19 protein-coding genes are annotated in these 16,681 nt (G+C 60.0%); 10 read left to right on the top strand and 9 right to left on the bottom strand.

The genetic code is table 11. The annotated features are described in order from the left end of the window. Positions 1-22: 22 nt before the first annotated feature. Positions 23-874 (bottom strand): MurR/RpiR family transcriptional regulator, encoded by an 852-nt coding sequence (locus PMI03_RS23315; RefSeq protein WP_007699064.1) that lies wholly within the window; start codon positions 872-874, stop codon positions 23-25. A 254-nt stretch (positions 875-1,128) separates the two neighbouring features. Here PMI03_RS23315 and PMI03_RS23310 point away from each other — a divergent pair, with 254 nt between their 5' ends. Then, positions 1,129-1,842 (top strand): sulfate transporter family protein, encoded by a 714-nt coding sequence (locus tag PMI03_RS23310; RefSeq protein ID WP_007699061.1) that lies wholly within the window; start codon positions 1,129-1,131, stop codon positions 1,840-1,842. 14 nt (positions 1,843-1,856) lie between these two features. Here the strand turns inward: PMI03_RS23310 and PMI03_RS23305 are convergent, their stop codons facing one another. Then, positions 1,857-2,282, bottom strand: coding sequence for a VOC family protein (locus tag PMI03_RS23305; protein ID WP_007699058.1), 426 nt, complete (start codon positions 2,280-2,282; stop codon positions 1,857-1,859). 79 nt (positions 2,283-2,361) lie between these two features. Between PMI03_RS23305 and PMI03_RS23300 the strand changes: the two genes are divergently transcribed. Next, positions 2,362-2,943: a TetR/AcrR family transcriptional regulator gene (locus PMI03_RS23300; protein WP_007699055.1), complete on the top strand. Its 582-nt coding sequence runs from the start codon at positions 2,362-2,364 to the stop codon at positions 2,941-2,943. On the opposite strand, the gene nth is transcribed toward PMI03_RS23300, so the two are convergent. Next, positions 2,905-3,684, bottom strand: coding sequence for an endonuclease III (gene nth / locus PMI03_RS23295; RefSeq protein WP_007699050.1), 780 nt, complete (start codon positions 3,682-3,684; stop codon positions 2,905-2,907). The two genes, PMI03_RS23300 and nth, sit on opposite strands and share 39 nt — an antisense overlap. Before the next feature lie 22 nt (positions 3,685-3,706). Between nth and PMI03_RS23290 the strand changes: the two genes are divergently transcribed. Both PMI03_RS23290 and PMI03_RS23285 read left to right on the top strand, forming a co-directional pair. Next, positions 3,707-4,210, top strand: a complete 504-nt coding sequence (locus PMI03_RS23290; RefSeq protein ID WP_007699046.1) for a DUF2244 domain-containing protein — start codon at positions 3,707-3,709, stop codon at positions 4,208-4,210. Between the two features lie 123 nt (positions 4,211-4,333). Further along, positions 4,334-5,206 carry a bifunctional helix-turn-helix domain-containing protein/methylated-DNA--[protein]-cysteine S-methyltransferase gene (locus tag PMI03_RS23285; protein WP_007699043.1) on the top strand — a complete coding sequence of 291 codons (873 nt, stop codon included), beginning with the start codon at positions 4,334-4,336 and terminating at the stop codon, positions 5,204-5,206. A gap of 56 nt (positions 5,207-5,262) precedes the next feature. Here PMI03_RS23285 and PMI03_RS23280 read toward each other — a convergent pair whose 3' ends face one another. Next, positions 5,263-5,910, bottom strand: coding sequence for a TetR/AcrR family transcriptional regulator (locus PMI03_RS23280; protein ID WP_007699040.1), 648 nt, complete (start codon positions 5,908-5,910; stop codon positions 5,263-5,265). A gap of 66 nt (positions 5,911-5,976) precedes the next feature. On the opposite strand from PMI03_RS23280, the gene PMI03_RS23275 reads away from it, so the two are divergent. Next, positions 5,977-6,501: a DinB family protein gene (locus tag PMI03_RS23275; protein WP_007699039.1), complete on the top strand. Its 525-nt coding sequence runs from the start codon at positions 5,977-5,979 to the stop codon at positions 6,499-6,501. A gap of 61 nt (positions 6,502-6,562) precedes the next feature. On the opposite strand, the gene PMI03_RS23270 is transcribed toward PMI03_RS23275, so the two are convergent. Next, positions 6,563-7,552: a sugar-binding transcriptional regulator gene (locus PMI03_RS23270; protein ID WP_007699038.1), complete on the bottom strand. Its 990-nt coding sequence runs from the start codon at positions 7,550-7,552 to the stop codon at positions 6,563-6,565. A 504-nt stretch (positions 7,553-8,056) separates the two neighbouring features. Here PMI03_RS23270 and tal point away from each other — a divergent pair. Further along, positions 8,057-9,022 (top strand): transaldolase, encoded by a 966-nt coding sequence (tal, locus tag PMI03_RS23260; RefSeq protein ID WP_007699036.1) that lies wholly within the window; start codon positions 8,057-8,059, stop codon positions 9,020-9,022. Positions 9,023-9,088: 66 nt separating this feature from the next. On the opposite strand, the gene PMI03_RS23255 is transcribed toward tal, so the two are convergent. The 4 genes from PMI03_RS23255 to PMI03_RS23240 form a co-directional block, all read right to left on the bottom strand. After that, positions 9,089-10,255: a CaiB/BaiF CoA-transferase family protein gene (locus PMI03_RS23255; RefSeq protein WP_007699035.1), complete on the bottom strand. Its 1,167-nt coding sequence runs from the start codon at positions 10,253-10,255 to the stop codon at positions 9,089-9,091. A gap of 1 nt (position 10,256) precedes the next feature. Next, positions 10,257-10,802 carry a MaoC family dehydratase gene (locus tag PMI03_RS23250; RefSeq protein ID WP_007699030.1) on the bottom strand — a complete coding sequence of 182 codons (546 nt, stop codon included), beginning with the start codon at positions 10,800-10,802 and terminating at the stop codon, positions 10,257-10,259. Positions 10,803-10,833: 31 nt separating this feature from the next. Continuing rightward, positions 10,834-11,670, bottom strand: a complete 837-nt coding sequence (locus PMI03_RS23245; RefSeq protein WP_007699028.1) for an amidohydrolase — start codon at positions 11,668-11,670, stop codon at positions 10,834-10,836. 63 nt (positions 11,671-11,733) lie between these two features. Further along, positions 11,734-12,567 (bottom strand): IclR family transcriptional regulator, encoded by an 834-nt coding sequence (locus tag PMI03_RS23240; RefSeq protein ID WP_052034304.1) that lies wholly within the window; start codon positions 12,565-12,567, stop codon positions 11,734-11,736. Positions 12,568-12,709: 142 nt separating this feature from the next. On the opposite strand from PMI03_RS23240, the gene PMI03_RS23235 reads away from it, so the two are divergent. The 4 genes from PMI03_RS23235 to PMI03_RS23220 form a co-directional block, all read left to right on the top strand. Further along, positions 12,710-14,026 carry a sugar ABC transporter substrate-binding protein gene (locus tag PMI03_RS23235; RefSeq protein ID WP_007699017.1) on the top strand — a complete coding sequence of 439 codons (1,317 nt, stop codon included), beginning with the start codon at positions 12,710-12,712 and terminating at the stop codon, positions 14,024-14,026. Positions 14,027-14,203: 177 nt separating this feature from the next. Next, complete coding sequence (locus PMI03_RS23230) at positions 14,204-15,097, top strand: carbohydrate ABC transporter permease (RefSeq protein ID WP_007699013.1); 894 nt, start codon at positions 14,204-14,206, stop codon at positions 15,095-15,097. Between the two features lie 2 nt (positions 15,098-15,099). Further along, positions 15,100-15,966: a carbohydrate ABC transporter permease gene (locus PMI03_RS23225; protein WP_007699010.1), complete on the top strand. Its 867-nt coding sequence runs from the start codon at positions 15,100-15,102 to the stop codon at positions 15,964-15,966. Positions 15,967-15,970: 4 nt separating this feature from the next. Further along, the coding region (locus PMI03_RS23220; protein ID WP_007699007.1) for an ABC transporter ATP-binding protein at positions 15,971-16,681 on the top strand (711 nt) is incomplete at its 3' end.

Raw genomic sequence — 16,681 nt, 5'->3', positions numbered from 1 at the left:
GGTTGATCGTCGCTTCGGATCCTTATCGAAGCGGCGTGTAGGTGAAGATGCCTTCCAGCTCTTCGATCTTTCGCATGCGCTTTCCCGCTTCCTCGCCCGCCGCCTGAATGACGGCGGAAGCCAGGCATTCCAGCAGCGCCGTCATTGCCGACAGATTGTCGCGGCCGCTGATGCGCAGGGGTGGCAATGACAAGGTGTTGTTGGCGAATTCATGTGCCCATTCGGTGTATTGGCCGGTGATCAGCAGCACCTTGTAACCGGCGCGGCGCGCGGAACGTGCAAGCAATCGCGATGTCATGAAACGGGGCGAGTCGATGATCACCACCAGCGCATCGTTCGCCGGGCGGCCGAGCAGCTCGATATAACTGCCGTTCGCGCCGTCGAGGAATTGCACATGATCACGAGCGAATTCGAGACGATCGCAAAAATGGCGGCCAAGGCCCGCAAGGCTAAGATGGGTGGCGACGAAAACCTCGCTGGAGGACAGGCTCGCCGCCACGGCCTCATGCCATTGCGGCTGGCCGGTGAGATTGTAGAGGTGCTGTAGCATCTCGACCTGTTCGACGATCTGGCCGGCGATCGGGCGGCCCTCAAGGGCATCCTTCTGCAGCTGCTCCAGAAGGCTCGACAACTGTAGTGTTACCGGAGCTACGTTTTCCTTCAGATGGACCTTGATCCCGTCCAGGCCCTGGTAGCCGAGCGACCGCAGGAAGCGCCCGACGGTCATCGGGCTCAACTCGAGCCTGTCGGCCACGGAAGAGGCGGTTTCGAAAGGTAACTCGTTCAAGTGTTCGGAAAAATACTTGGCTATTCGGCGCTCTGCGGGAGTACCGCTCTTCATATATTGTCTAAGCTTGTGACCAAGGTCTTCCAAATGTTGCGCCTCGCTAACGGTTCATCCGATCTGCTATCGCACCGATTGTGGGGGCAATCGGGTAGCGTGCAGGTTACCGAAGTCATCGATCATGCCTAGGTTGTTGTTTTTAGTATGACGTCCACAATATATTAGTAGATACTTTATTACAATAATTCAATTTCCCGCAATCCGCGCCCGTATGGCGGGAAGATATTGATATATTTGCAATCGGTACCTACCTCTCGGATGACTACCCAGGAGATGTCGAAAGAATGATCATTGATGCCGCGCGTCTTTCCCTCGCCAATCTCTTTGCCGCCGAGACGCGCAAGGTTTTCTGGAAGGTGCTCGGCCTGACGTTGCTGGCGCTCGCCGTTCTTTGGTTTGGGCTGAACAGCACCTTCGTGGCCCTTGTGTTGCCCTGGCTGCAGAGCTTCCTGCCATCAGCGCCGGATTGGACGAGCTGGCTCACCTTGCTTCTCGGACTTCTGGCTGGCCTCGGTCTGGCGCTGGCATTGGCGCTGCTGATCGCGCCGGTGACGGCATTGATCGCAGGCTTGTTTCTCGACGATGTCGCTGATGTCGTGGAGAAGCGGGACTATCCGGCCGATCCGCCCGGAAAGGCTCTGCCCTTCGGGGCGGCAATGAAAAGTTCGCTGAAATTCCTCGGCGTCGTGATCGTCGGCAACCTCATCGCGCTCTTTCTGCTCTTCATTCCCGGCGTCAATCTTGTCGCATTCTTCCTGGTCAACGGTTATCTGCTCGGCCGTGAATTCTTCGAATTCGCCGCCATGCGCTTTCGCACGCCGGAAGAGGCGCGGCAGTTCCGCATCAAGCGTGCATTTACCGTCTTCCTTGCTGGGCTGGTGATCGCCGCCTTCCTTGCCATTCCGATTGTCAATCTTCTGACACCGCTGTTTGCCGCGGGGATGATGGTGCATCTGCACAAGCTGATTTCGCGGAAGGAAGCGGCTCTGCGTCCTTAAGCTTTGATCATCCTTCAGGCGGGCAGAGCTGCGTCGTCGTACATTGCGGCATAGTCGGCGCTCGGCGGGATGGGTTTGATGACATCGATCAATACGCCGTTCGGGTCCGCGGTGATGAAATGCCGCTGACCGAAATCCTCGTCGCAAAGGGATTTGAGGATCGGAAGACCCGCGATGCGGCAGGCGTCGTGCACTGCGTCAGGATCTTCGACCTCGAAATTGAGGATCAGACCCGAGACCTTGCCGCGGCCAGCGATGGGGATCGTCTCGTGACTACCGTCGAGGATCGCCAGCGTTACCTTCTCATCCTCGGTCGATTGCAGATGAACATACCAGTCGCTGGTGAAGAGGGCGGCGAAGCGAAAATGGGTGCAATAGAACGCTGCGGTATCGGCAACGTCGTCGGTCATGATGACAGGATAATAGCTCGTCGATTTCATCTTTTCCTCCATTCGGCTTTCACATACAATCTGTATGTGTTTAATTAACATGCATACTGTATGCATGTAAAGAGGTGATATGCGCCGTAGCAATCGAGAACGAACCGAAGCCACTAGACAGGCCCTGATCGATGCCGCGCGCATCCTCTTCGTGGAGAACGGCTATGCCGAGACGGCAACGCCCGACATCGTCGAGACGGCGGGGGTGACGCGGGGCGCGCTCTATCATCATTTCGAGGACAAGAAGGCCTTGTTCCGGGCGGTGGTCGAGCAGGAAGCGGACGCTGTCGCCACGGCGATCGAAGAGAGATCCCTGGGTGCCGGTTCGGCCTATGACCGGCTGCTCGCTGGCGCTTTCGCCTATTTCGACGCCATGGTGGTTGCGGGTCGCACCCGACTTCTTTTGCTGGATGGACCGGCCGTGCTCGAGGTCCAGGCCGTCGATGGCGAGCATGCGGAAGCGAGCTTGCGGGAAGGTCTGGCCGAATTCCTGGCGGAAACGGATGGGCCGGATGTGTTGCTGTCCCCGCTGACAACATTGTTGTCGGCGGCTTTCGATCGTGCGGCGCTGGCGATCGAGGCGGGCGGAAACCGTCGGGATTACGAGCAGGCGATCGCTTCTTTAATCGGCGGTCTCGGCGGCGACCATCTGCTGCGGTAGCTCGACCAGCGGTGCCGGCACATCGCAAATCTTTTCCGGCGAGCGACAGAGATCGGCAATGACGCAGCGCTCGCATTCCGGCTTGCGCGCCTTGCAGACATAGCGCCCGTGCAGGATCAGCCAGTGATGCGCGTGGTAGAGATATTGATCCGGGATCACCTTCAACAGCCGCTGCTCGACTTCGTCCGGCGTCTTGCCGGGAGCTAGCAGCAGGCGGTTGGCGATCCGGAAAACATGCGTGTCGACGGCAAGTGTCGCATGGCCGAAGGCCATCGACATCACCACATTGGCGGTCTTGCGGCCGACGCCCGGCAGGGTCATCAGCTCTTCGCGCGTCTGCGGCACTTCGCCATCGAAATCCCGAAGCAGCTTCTCCGACAGCGCCACGACATTCTTCGCCTTGTTGCGGTAAAGGCCGATGGTCTTGATGTAGTCACGGATGCGGTCTTCGCCGAGATCGAGCATCTTCTGCGGCGTATCGGCGACGGCGAAGAGGGCACGGGTCGCCTTGTTAACGCCGACGTCGGTCGCCTGCGCAGACAGAGCCACGGCAACCACGAGGGTAAAGGGGTTGACGTGCTCCAACTCCCCCTTCGGCTCGGGCCTCTGGATGGAGAAGCGGCGGAAGATCTCCTCCAGCTCCGCCTTGGAGTAGGGACACTTGAAAACCGGCTTGCGGCTTGCGGTCGCATTTGACTTTTTCATGTTTTGGGCGCTGGATTTGATCTTGGGGTTTGCCATGAACGACCTATACTCAAGACCCATGATGGAACGCAACGCCGATCCCGGCGCCGACAACAACAGGCCGGTTTTTGCCGCCGAATTGTTTCCTCATCGCTCCCTCGGACGCAAGGGGTTCAGGGTGATGCTGGCGCTGATGGGCACGTTCTGCCTGGTCTATGGCATCCTGTTCGTCATTCGCGGCGCATGGCCGATCGGCATCTTCTTCGGCGCGGACTTCTTCCTGCTCTACGGCGCCTTCTGGCTGAACTACCGTTCGGGCCGGGTGCGGGAAGAGGTGACGGTGTCGCGCACCGATGTCTCCATCCGCAAATTCTCGCCGTCGGGCCGCATGGTCGAGCATCGGTTCAATCCGTTCTGGACGCGCTTCCTCGTCCGTCGCCACAGCGAGATCGGTGTGGTGTCGATGCATGTGCGTGACAGAAGCCACGACACCGATGTCGGCTCCTTCCTCAATCCCGAAGACCGCGAGAGCTTTGCGAAGGCTTTCAAGCGCGCTTTGGCGACCGTCACGCAACGCATATAGTGCGCTTGGTGGCGTGGTCTTGTCCGAAGACCGCTTCACATTTTTGGGGATCAGGCCTTTGCGCAAGAAACGGGTGGTTTTGACCTTCTCTTCGTGGTGTTCTCCTTTCCAAGGAGAAAGTTCATGAATGCCATTGCACAGTTGAAGAAAGACATCACGCCGGAAGGCCCGGATTACGATACCGTCCGCAGGGTGATCGAACTCATCACCGAGGACTATCGCGACCAGCCGTCGCTGGAAGCGATCGCCGACAGGCTCGGGCAATCGCCGACCCAGCTGCAGAAGACCTTTACCCGCTGGGCCGGCCTGTCGCCGAAGGCCTTCCTGCAAGCCGTGACGCTGGATCATGCCAAGCGACTGCTGCGCCAGGAAGATTTGCCGTTGCTCGAAACCTCGTTCGAGGTGGGGCTTTCCGGTCCGAGCCGGCTGCACGATCTCTTCGTCACGCATGAGGCGATGTCGCCCGGCGAATGGAAGGCGAAGGGTGGCGGGTTGACCATCCGCTACGGGTTCCACATCTCGCCGTTCGGGCTTGCCCTGATCATGGTCACCGACCGTGGTCTTGCCGGCCTTGCCTTCAGCGACACCGGCGACGAGAAGGCCTGCCTGGAGGATATGACCTGCCGCTGGCCGAATGCGCAATATGTCGAGGACCTGCAGGCGACCATGCCCTATGCGGCGCGGATTTTCGAGCCATCGAAATGGACGAGCGACCAGCCGTTGCGCGTCGTACTGATCGGCACGGATTTCCAGGTGCGGGTCTGGGAAAGCCTGTTGAAGATCCCGATGGGTCGGGCTGTTACCTATTCCGATATCGCCAGGGATATCGGCCAGCCCACGGCCATGCGCGCTGTCGGCGCCGCTGTCGGCCGCAACCCTCTCTCCTTCGTCGTCCCCTGCCATCGGGCGCTCGGCAAGAACGGCGATCTCACCGGCTATCACTGGGGCCTGACGCGCAAGCGGGCGATGCTGGGGTGGGAGGCGGGGCAGGCTTGAGTTTGCCGCGCTTCTGAATTCTGACTTTACGCAGGAGTTTTGCGAAATCGAACCATTTATTCGGCTTGAACTGTAGCACTGTCGCCAGCGTCTTCCAGATATGGGCTGACCAGCCTGATAAGTTCGCTCTGCACTATGGGGTCCCCCAACATGCCACGGCGCGCGGCATTGTGTATCACCCCGTCAATTGCATCGGAAATGATCAGCGCAGCGGTCTGATCAGTCCTGCCAGGCCGGCGGTTCCGGCAAGTCGCTACAGCGTCTGTATAGTAGCCGAGATATTCGATCTCAAATTCACTGTTGGGGTTGCGATAGTCGTCAGAGCTTGGGGCTTCATCAAGCAATGCCCTATGAAGGCCGGGATAGGTGCTATGGGCGGCGATCATGGCGCGAACCAGGTTCGACACGAACTGCACCGGTGACAATCCTTCTGCTTTGGATGTCCGCATGACGGCAATACAGTCGTCGAGATGCCGCCGGCGGATGGCATCGACCAGAGAAAGCTTGTCAGGAAAATACTGGTACAGCGAACCGATGCTCACACCGGCTAAATCTGCGATCCTGTTGGTCGTGAATCCGGCCCATCCTTCATCGCTCAAAACGCGAGCACCAGCTTGAAGGATCGTTTCGACCGTGGCACGGGAACGGGCCTGTCGCGGCCTCTTGCGTATCACCGGCTGCTGCTTTGCAATGCGAGTAGACAAAGGACCCTCCTTGTACAGAATGTGAGTAATTTACTCACATTCCGAAAACTTGGAAGGGCCGACTTCATGAGCATATTGCTGCAAAAACTTTATGGCTATCACGCTTGGGCCAATAGTGACCTGTTCGGCAAATTGGGGACTTTGGACCAGGAGCAGCATAAGGTCGAGCTGCACACCGCCGTGCGGCTGATCAATCATTCCTATGTCGTTGCTCGAATCTTCGCCGCGCATCTGACTGGCGCGCAACATGGCTATGCTTCGGACAACACGGACGAGACGCCAGCCCTGGACGAACTGCGCGTTGCCGTAACCTCTTCCGATCAATGGTATCTCGATTACCTTCGCGGCGTCTCGCCCGAGAAGCTGGCGGAGGCCATCCCGTTTACCTTCACCGATGGTGACAAGGGCTATATGACCAGAGAGGAAATGCTGACCCATGTTGCCCTGCATGGAGGCTATCATCGGGGCGAGGTCGGCCGGATACTCTGGCAACTTTCCGTCACGCCGCCTTGGGACACCTTTGCCGTCTATCTTCACCAGGGTGAGCCGGCGCGGCGGCAGCAGGGCGGCAAGCAATCCATTCCGGTTTGAGTGTCAGAGCGCCATTTCTATGTGAGGGGATTATGTGGTCCCCGCAAATTCGGAGCAGCCCTCACGCCGCCTTGGCCACTGCCATCTGTAACAATGCCTTGGCGGCGCTTTCATCCGTGATCAGCGTATTGCAGCCGATGCGCTTGATGGTGGCGCTGATCGCCATGGCGCGGTGCGCGCCGCCGGAGGAGATGACGATGTGCTTGGCCTTCTTCAGCGTATCGAGATCGACGGACATCACGCGCTTGTTGATCGGGTGGTCGACGGAATTGCCCTCGGCATCGAGAAAATTGAACATGGTGTCGCAGACGCAGCCGGCTTCGATCAGCTGATCCAGCTCCCGTTTCGAGATGAAGCCTTCGGATAGCGAAGTCGATTTCGGGCCGATATCGCCGCAGCTGACGATGGCGAGGTCGAGATTTTCGGCTAGCCGGTAGATCGCTTCCAGCCCGCATTTTTCGATCAGATTGCGCTTGGTCTCGATGGAATCGACCAGAAGCGGCGCCAGGAACATATAGCATTCCGCGCCGAGCTGGCTTGCCAGGCGCCAGGTATAGTCGATCGGGTTGGTCTGGTGGACGGCGACGATGCCGCCGAGCAGCGAGACCACCTTACAATTGTCGCGACGGGGCGGGCGAAAGCTCGCAAGCGAAGCCGTCATCGTCCGGCCCCAGCCGACGCCGATCGTGTAATTGTCGGGGATCGCTTCCGTCAGAAACTGACCGAGCGCCAGGCCGACGCTTTTCGCCTGGGCATTGACGTCGCCGCCGGCCGGTGCCGGGACGACGATCGCCTCGTCCAGTCCGTAAATGCGCTCTAGCTTGATCGCCAGTTCGACGCAGTCGTCGATGCCCTCATTGATCCAGATCTGCACCTCGCTGCGGCGCATCGCCTCGTCCAGCAGGCGGATGACCGTGGTGCGGCTGATGCCGAGCTGTTCGGCGACATCCTTCTGCGTCAGGCCCTGATTGTAATAGAGCCAGGCGGCGCGCAGCCGCAGAGAGGCCGTCTCGGAATAGGCAGTATGTGTCCCGCGTCTGAGTTTGGCCACAGGTCCTCCAGCAAGATTTTCGCCCCGCCCATTCTGCTATAGTGATCGCAAGCAACCAAGGTTGCCGCGGCGGCGCAGGGCAGGGGCGGCGAGATCGGCTCTTCGCTTAGAGATATTCTATGGGTTGAAACTTATGTCAATTGAAATGCACAAATGTCGCTTGACTTTTCCCGGCGAGATTGATGATAGTCGCCCTGAGGAATACGGTCTTTGTCCAGTCGAGGAGGGCAATGTGCGAGTGCTGCGCCGTGGACATGCTTGGCTGGGCAGGGAGCCATATAGGGCGCTCTCACCCGGCGAAAAGCCAGTCCCCGGAAAGTTGTTTCTTCGCGGCTCTGACCGTTTGCCGGAAATGGAACCATCGCACTGTTTTTGCCGTTACCGAGGCATGGGAGACAGTGCGGCGCGATCCGCTCGCAGTCTTCGTGTCGTCCATCGAACCGGACGGAATCGCCGGTCAACATTTCCCAACCCAATGGGCTTATTTCAACAAGGATAGGTATCATGACATCCAAGCTTGACCAACTTCGCGCCATGACGACGGTCGTGGCCGATACCGGTGACATCGAGGCGGTTGCCCGTCTGAAGCCGGTCGATTGCACGACCAACCCGACCATCGTCTTGAAGGCGCTCGGCACGCCGATGTTCGCCGACGCGATCAAGGAAGCCGTCGCCTGGGGCAAGAAGCAGGGCGGTACGCCGGATGCTGTAGCCGCCGCCGTTGCCGACCGCCTGGCGATCTCCGTCGGTGCTGCGCTGTCCGGCCTCGTTCCCGGCCGTGTTTCGACGGAAGTCGATGCTGACCTGTCCTTCGATACTGAGGCATCGCTCGCCAAGGCCCGCGCCATCATCGCCGCCTACAAAGAGCGTGGCATCGAGCGCGACCGTATCCTGATCAAGCTCGCTTCCACCTGGGAAGGCATCCGCGCCGCCGAAGTGCTGCAGAAGGAAGGCATCGACTGCAACCTGACGCTGCTCTTCAGCAAGGCCCAGGCCGTCGCTTGCGCTGACGCCAAGGTCTTCCTGATCTCGCCCTTCGTCGGCCGTATCCTTGACTGGTACAAGAAGTCGACCGGCAAGGACTACACCCCGGAAGAAGATCCGGGCGTCCTGTCCGTCCGCGAAATCTACAACTACTACAAGGCCAACGACGTCAAGACGATCGTCATGGGCGCCTCCTTCCGCAGCGCCGCCGAAGTCGAAGCTCTGGCTGGTTGCGATCGCCTGACGATCAGCCCGAACCTGCTCGACGAGCTCGCCAAGGACGAAGGCAAGCTGGAGCGCAAGCTCTCGCCGGAAAACAAGACCTCCGTCGCCAAGATCATCGTCGATGAAAAAACCTACCGCTGGCAGATGAACGAAGATGCGATGGCGACCGAAAAGCTCGCCGAAGGCATCCGTGCATTCGCCAAGGATCTCGGCACGCTTCGCGCCATGGTCAGCAAGGAACTGCAGCTCGCTGCTGCTTAAGCAGTTGGACTGAGATGAACAAGGCGCGGCTACCGAAGGGTGGCTGCGCTTTTTCTTTGGCTGCGTCTAATCGGCACTGATTGCGAATTCTGCCCGGATATTCTCCGAGCCGCTGCCGATCGTCGGGGCGGCGAGATCGTTTTTATGGCGCTGGCCATTGACGCGGATCGGGCTTGCCGTCGTGCGGACGGAAATGCCGTCGCCGCGGGTCACGGTTTGCAGCATGTCGAGCTGGCGGAAGGCGGCGGTTTCGAGCAGCTGCGGCCAATCCAGCACTTCTGTCGCCCAGATATCGGCGGGCTCGAGGATGGCGAGCCATTCCGCCACCGTCTTCTGATGCAGGCGGCTGGCGATCAGGCTCTTGATCTCGTCGCGCAGGGAAAAGGCTTCGTCCGGCGTGTAATCGGCAAGTGCGGGCAGGTCGAGCAGCGGTGCCAGCTTCGGCAGCGGCGTCATGGCGAGCGCCAGCCAGCCGTCGGCGCAGTGATAGACGCCGTAGGGGGCCGAGAGATAGGCGTGGGCATTGCGCACCGAGGATTTTTGCGGCAGGCGGCCGCCATCGTTGAGATGTGTGGTCAGCACCTCGAATTGGAAGTCGATCATCGCTTCGAGCAGGCTGGTTTCGACATGGACGCCACGGCCGGCGATGCCGCGCCTGACGAGGCCGGCAAGAATGCCCTGGACGATGAGATTGCCGGCCAGCATGTCGGCGACCGCAAGGCCGAAGGGCACCGGACCGTCATCGGCCCCGCCGTTCAGCCACATGGCGCCGGAGCGGGCCTGGGCGAGCAGATCCTGTCCCGGAAAATGCCGCCATTCATTGTCCGGGCCGTATCCGGTGATGCTGCCATAGACGATGCGTGGATTGATCGCTGCGACCGAGGCATAGTCGAGGCCAAGGCGCTCGATGACCCCGGGACGAAAATTCTGGATGATGACATCGGCTTTCTCGATCAGCGCCCTGAGGTCTCGCAGATCGCCTTCGTCCTTCATGTTGATGGCGAAGCTTTCCTTGCCGCGATTGATGGCGTGGAACAGTGTCGAGTCGCCGCCGATCTCGGTGTCGCTGAGATAGAGCCTGCGACAGAGATCGCCGCCATCGGGCCGCTCGATCTTGATCACCCGCGCGCCGAGATCGCCGAGCCGTAGTGCTGCCATCGGGCCGGCCAGGAACTGGCTCATATCGAGCACCACTATGCCGGCAAGCAGGCCCTCATTGTTTTCCTCGGTCATCTCAGCCCTTCAGCTCCGGAGCGTCGGCGGGGCGGCCGTCCTTGTAGCGCACGGTCTGGATATGCTCGCAATAAAGCACCAGCTCGCCTTCGCCCTTGAAGACTTCGTAAGACGAGCGGATCAGCCCTAGGTCTTTATATTTTGGCTGCTTATCGAGGTTGGTGCGGATGGTGTAGATCGTGTCGCCGATGAAGGTCGGCTTGATGAAACGCAGCCTGTCGTAGCCATAGGAAAAGGCGTTGATGCAATTGGTGGCGACCAGCCCGAGCCCGGCGGAAAAGACGAAGGCGCCGGCCACCAGCCGCTTGCCGAACAGGCCCTCGGTCTCCGCAAAGATCTGATCGCTGACATAGGGATGCATGTCGAGCACCAGCGCGTTGAACTGCTGGGATTCACCCTCGGAGATCGTGCGCCGCAGCGATCGGATCTTGTGGCCGATCTCGAAGTCTTCGTAGAACCAGTTTTCCGAGTTCCAGACCGGGATATCGCCGTGGTCGGCCGGCATGGTCTTCGGATGAGTGCTGGAAATGCCGACGGTGGCAATCATGGCGTGGGCTTTCAATGATGATGTCGGGCGCTCAGAGGGACCAGAGGCGCTTGGCGTTCAGCTGATAGAGCCGGGCGCGTTCGTCGGCGCTTGTTTCTTGCATCAGCGCATGCGTGGCGGCGACCCAGGTGGAGAGACCGCCGCCCAGCGTGCAGACCGGCCAGTCGCTGCCCCAGATGACGCGATCCCAGCCGAAGCTTGCGATCGAATGCTCGACGAAGGGCTGTAGCCTGTCGACGGTCCAGCTATCGGGATCGGCATAGGCGACGATACCGGAAATCTTGACAACGACATTCGGACGCCTGGCAATCTCGGTTATTCCCGAGGACCAGACCTGGCCGAGCTGCTTCTTGATGGCGGGTACGCCGCAATGGTCGAGAATGAACTGGACATCGGGATTGAGATCGACGAGCGCGATTGCCTTGGAAATCTGATGCGGCAGCACGCAGAGATCGAAGGTAAGGCGGGTGCCGGCAATCCGCTTCAGGTTTTCGCGGAAGAGGGCGCCTTCGGAGACATCATCCGGCACGACATGCAGCACGCGACGAAACCCCTTGACGAAGGGGTCGGCAAGCACCCGTTCCAGATAGGCGGGAAAGCCGGCATCTTCTGGACGGCAGGCGGCGATGGCGCCGCGGATCAGGCTGCCGGGCTTTCTGCTCAAGCCTTTGACATAGTCCGTTTCCGGCTCGATATCGCTCTCGGCGACATCGACTTCCATATGCAGTGTGTCGGTAATCCCGCAGCGATGCGCCTCGCGGGCATAGTCCTCGTAGAGGCTGTCGCGGTTGAGCGCGCCGGCCCCTTCCAGCCAGGGATATGCAAGTTTCTCGCGATCGACGATGTGCAGGTGGCTATCGAAAAGCATGGCGATCCTCCCATCATGCTGATCAACATATACTCACAGAAGAATAGTTTATTCAAATAGAAATTATAGCTCGGCGCTATCCACCGTCCCAACCACGGTTTCGGAGATCTGCTTCGCCGCGTCCCGCACATGGTCGATGACCTGATCATAGGTCGGCGCGTTGGGATTGACCGGCTGGATATAGGGGCAGGTGAGTGCCGCCAGCGCATTGCCGTCCATGGCCAGGATCGGCGCGGAGATATTGCGTACGCCGTTGGTCTGCAGGCTGTCCATGGTCTCAAAACCCTTGTCGCGGATCGCCCGTAGTCTTTCGTCGAGATCGGCCGGCGGTCGGTCGTCCTCCTGGTCTTGTTGGCGGCGCTGCTCGTTGATCATCATCTGGCGCTGCTTCTCGTCGCGAAAGGCGAGGAGGATATGGCCTGAGCCGGTGTTGAAGAGGTTGATCTGCGCGCCCACCCGGATCGAGATGCCCCAATAGGTCGGCGAATCCTGCTGGGCGATGACCACGACCGAGCCACGATCGAAGATCGCCAGATGGCAGGCCTGCTCGGCGCGGTTGGAGAATTCACGCATCAGCGGCGTGGCGAAGGAAACGAGCCGGCGCACGGGTGCGTGGTAATGTGCCAGGCCGAAGAGCTTCAGCGTCAGATAGAAGCGGTCGCCATCCTGCCGCTGCACATAGCCGCGCCGCACCAGCCGGTCGAGCATGCGGTAGAATTCGTTCGGGCTCTTGCCGAGAGCCTTGGCGATTTCCGCCTGCGTCAGCCCGCCATCGATGCGCGCCAGCAGCTCCAGGATATCGAGGCCCTTGTCCAGCGCCGGGGCGCGATATCGATCGCTGTCGTCTTCAATGGTCACGGCTGGTCTCTCATCAATGAAACATGATTCATCATTCATATGTGAATGAGCGCCATTTGCAAGCACCGCTGATCCTGGCTTGACGGCCAATGAATAAGATGTTTACTTATAAATCAATGATCCATATTTGGGTCGCAAGGGCGATCGGACGGGGAGTCCGGTTCTTTAGGGAGGAATGACAATGAGGAATTTGAAGGCCGGCTTTGCCGCCGGCGTGATGGCATTGCTCGCGAGCTCCGCGGCTTTTGCCGCCGACCTGCCCGGCAAGTTTCCGGGCGTGACGATCGATGCCAAGCTGATCGGCGGCCAGCAATATGAGCCGCTTTATGCGCGCATTTCCGAGTGGGAGAAGGAGACCGGCGCCAAGGTCAACATCCTCTCCAAGAAGAACCATTTCGAGCTCGACAAGGAAATCAAGTCGGACATGGCGTCGGGCGATATCTCCTGGTGCGTCGGCTCGAACCACTCGTCCTTCGCGCCGCAATATCCCGACCTTTACACCGATCTCGGCAAGCTGCTGCCGAAGGAAGAGATCGCCCAGTTCGTCGATTCGACGATCGGGGCATCCACCATCGACGGGAGGCTGATCATGCTGCCGCGCGCGCAGTTCGACGTCTCGGCGCTCTACTACCAGAAGAGCCTCTACAACGATGAGGCCAAGAAGACCGCGTTCAAGGCCAAGTACGGCTATGACCTGGCTCCGCCGAAGACCTGGAAGGAAGTGTCGGATCAGGCGGTGTTCTTCGCCAATCCGCCGAATTTCTTCGGCACGCAGTTCCCCGGCAAGGAAGAGGCGATCAACGGCCGCTTCTTTGAAATGCTGGTCGCGGAAGGCGGCGAATATCTCGACAAGGACGGCAAGCCGGCCTTCAATTCCGAAGCTGGCGTGCGCGCGCTCGACTGGTTCGTGAACATGTACAAGGCGAAGGCGGTTCCGGCCGGCACGACCAACTATCTCTGGGATGATCTCGGCGCCGGCTTTGCGTCCGGCACCGTCGCGCTCGACCTCGACTGGCCGGGCTGGGCGACCTATTTCAACGATCCGAAGTCCTCGAAGGTTGCCGGCAATGTCGGCGTCGTCGTGCAGCCCGTCGGTTCCTCCGGCAAGCATACCGGCTGGTCTGGCCATCACGGCTTCTCGGTCACGGAAGCCTGCAAGAACAAGGATGCCGCCGCCTCGCTCGTCTGGTTCCTAACCAATGACGATTCGCAGAAGCTCGAGGCCGCCAATGGCACGCTGCCGACCCGCAAGGCGGTCTGGGAGTGGGATATCCAGCAGGCTGCCTCCGATCCCTACAAGAAGGAAGTGCTGAGCACTTTCCAGGAATCGATGAAATACGCCTTCCCGGTTCCGCGCACGCCGCAATGGATCGAGATTTCCAACGTCGTCTATCCTGAGCTTCAGGCCGCCATCCTCGGCGACAAGACTTCCAAGGAAGCGCTCGACACGGCCGCACAGAAGGCCACCGACGTCCTGAAGGATGCCGGTTCGCTCTGATCGATGCAATCAGGTCCCGCGCCCGGAAACGGGTGCGGGACGTCTTTGAAAATACCTATGACCAGTGCCTTTAGGGGCCGGTCTGTCCGGCCGGTGTGCCTCCGGCCTCTCGGCCCCATGCAATCGCATTCCACGCAGTCCGGGCCACGCTGCTGAGGAATGCCGACAGGTGCAACCATGTTCAAGAAAATATCCCCACCGGTCCTGCTGCTGCTTCCAGCGATCATCGTGCTTGTGGCGGTGGTTCTGTTTCCGCTGCTTCTGTCCTTCTATTCCAGCTTCACGCCGTTTCGCCTGACACGGCCATCGACGCTCTTCACCTTCATCGGCTTGCGCAATTACACCCGCATTCTGACCGATCCGGTGTTCCTGGCGGCGTTCGTGCGTACCGTCGTGCTGCTGACGATCGCGCTCAATCTGGAAATGCTGCTTGGCCTCGGCCTGGCGCTTCTGGTCAACAAGGCGACCCATGGCAAGCGTATCCTGCGCACGTTGATGATGTTCCCGATGATGTTTTCGCCGGTGCTCGTCGGCTTCCAGTTCAAGTTCATGTTCAACGACAATGTCGGTATCATCAACAATGCGCTGCAATCCCTAGGTATCACCAATGATGCCATTCCGTGGCTGATCGACGGCAATCTGGCGCTGTTTTCGATCATCGTTGCGGAAGTCTGGTCGTCGACCTCCGTCTTCGCCATCCTCATCCTCGCTGGCCTCTTCGCCATGCCGCAGGAGCCTGTGGAGGCGGCGAAAGTCGATGGCTGTACGGGCTGGCAGACCTTCCGCTACGTCACCTGGCCGTTCCTGATGCCGTTCGCCTTCATCGCCATGACGATCCGCTCGCTCGACGTCGCCCGCGCCTATGACATCGTCAAGATCATGACCGATGGCGGCCCGGCGCGACGCACGGAGCTGATCTGGACGCTGGTCGGGCGCACCGCCTATGCCGACGCGCAAATGGGTCTCGCCAACGCCATGGCCTATGTCTCGATCATCCTGTCGATCGCCTTCACAGTGTATTTCTTCCGTAAGCTGGCGCTTGCCCGCACCCAGATCGGAGCGGAGTGGTAATCATGGATCGCAACGCCGAACAACGCCTGCGCCGCCGCATCGGAAAAGTCGCCTATCTCAGCGGCCTTTTCATCGCGATGCTTATCATCTGCCTGCCGGGCTTCTGGATCATCCTGAGCTCGCTGCGCCCAACGGTCGAGATCATGGCGAAGCCGCCGGTCTGGATCCCCCACGAGCTTTCGCTGGAAGCCTATCGCGCCATGTTCAGCGGTGCGGGGCAGGGCGGCATTCCCGTCTGGGATTATTTCCGCAATTCGCTGGTGATCTCCATCACCTCCACCGCCATCGCGCTCGTCATCGGTATGTCCGGTGGCTATGCCTTCGCGCGCTTCCGCTTCACCGGCAAATCGACGGTGTTCCTCGGCCTGATGCTGACGCGCTCCGTGCCGGGTGTCGCCCTGTCGTTGCCGCTGTTCATGGTCTATGCGCGGCTCGGGATCATCGACACGCATTTCGGCCTGATCCTTACCTATGTCGCGCTGAACGTGCCCTTCACCATCTGGCTGATCGATGGCTTCTTCCGGCAGGTGCCGAAGGATCTGGCCGAGGCCGCGCAGATCGACGGCTGCACGCGCTGGCAGGCCTTCTGGCAGGTGGAGTTTCCGCTTGCCGGCCCCGGCATCGCGTCCGCCGGCATCTTCGCCTTCCTCACCTGCTGGAACGAATATGCGCTGGCCTCGCAGCTGACGCGCTCGGTCAATTCCAAGACGCTGCCGGTCGGCTTGCTCGACTACACGGCCGAATTCACCATCGACTGGCGCGGCATGTGCGCGCTCGCCGTGGTGATGATCGTTCCGGCGCTCGCACTCACATTCATCATTCAGAAGCATCTTGTGTCAGGTCTGACATTCGGTGCGGTCAAAGGTTGATCCCATGGCTCAGGTCTCGCTCAAAAAACTCGTCAAGCGCTACGGTGCCCTGGAAATCGTCCACGGGATCGATCTCGATATCAAGGACAAGGAATTCATCGCTCTCGTCGGACCGTCCGGCTGCGGCAAGTCGACGACGCTGCGGATGATCGCCGGCCTCGAGAATATCTCCGACGGCACGATCGAGATCGGCGATACCGTCGTCAACGACCTGCCGCCGCGCGACCGCAATATTTCCATGGTGTTCCAGTCCTATGCGCTCTATCCGCATATGACCGTGCGCGAGAACATGGGGTTCTCGCTGAAGATCGCCAAGCAGCCGCAGACCGAGATCGATCAGCGCGTCAATGAAGCGGCCGCCATCCTCGGCCTCGATGCGCTGATGGATCGCCGCCCGGCGCAGCTTTCCGGCGGCCAGCGCCAGCGTGTCGCCATGGGCCGCGCCATCGTCCGCCAGCCGGAGGTCTTTCTCTTCGACGAGCCGCTGTCGAATCTCGACGCCAAGCTCCGTACGCAGATGCGTACCGAGATCAAGAAACTGCATGCCAAGGTGCAGTCGACGGTGATCTACGTCACCCATGATCAGGTGGAAGCAATGACGCTTGCCGATCGCATCGTCATCATGCGCGACGGCTATATCGAGCAGGTCGGCACACCGGACGAGGTGTTCAAGCGCCCCGCTACCCGCTTCGTCGCCGGCTTCATCGGCTCGCCG

The sequence above is a fragment of the Rhizobium sp. AP16 genome, from assembly GCF_000281735.1.
Classification (GTDB): domain Bacteria; phylum Pseudomonadota; class Alphaproteobacteria; order Rhizobiales; family Rhizobiaceae; genus Rhizobium; species Rhizobium rhizogenes.
This window is presented reverse-complemented; position numbering and strand designations above follow the sequence as displayed.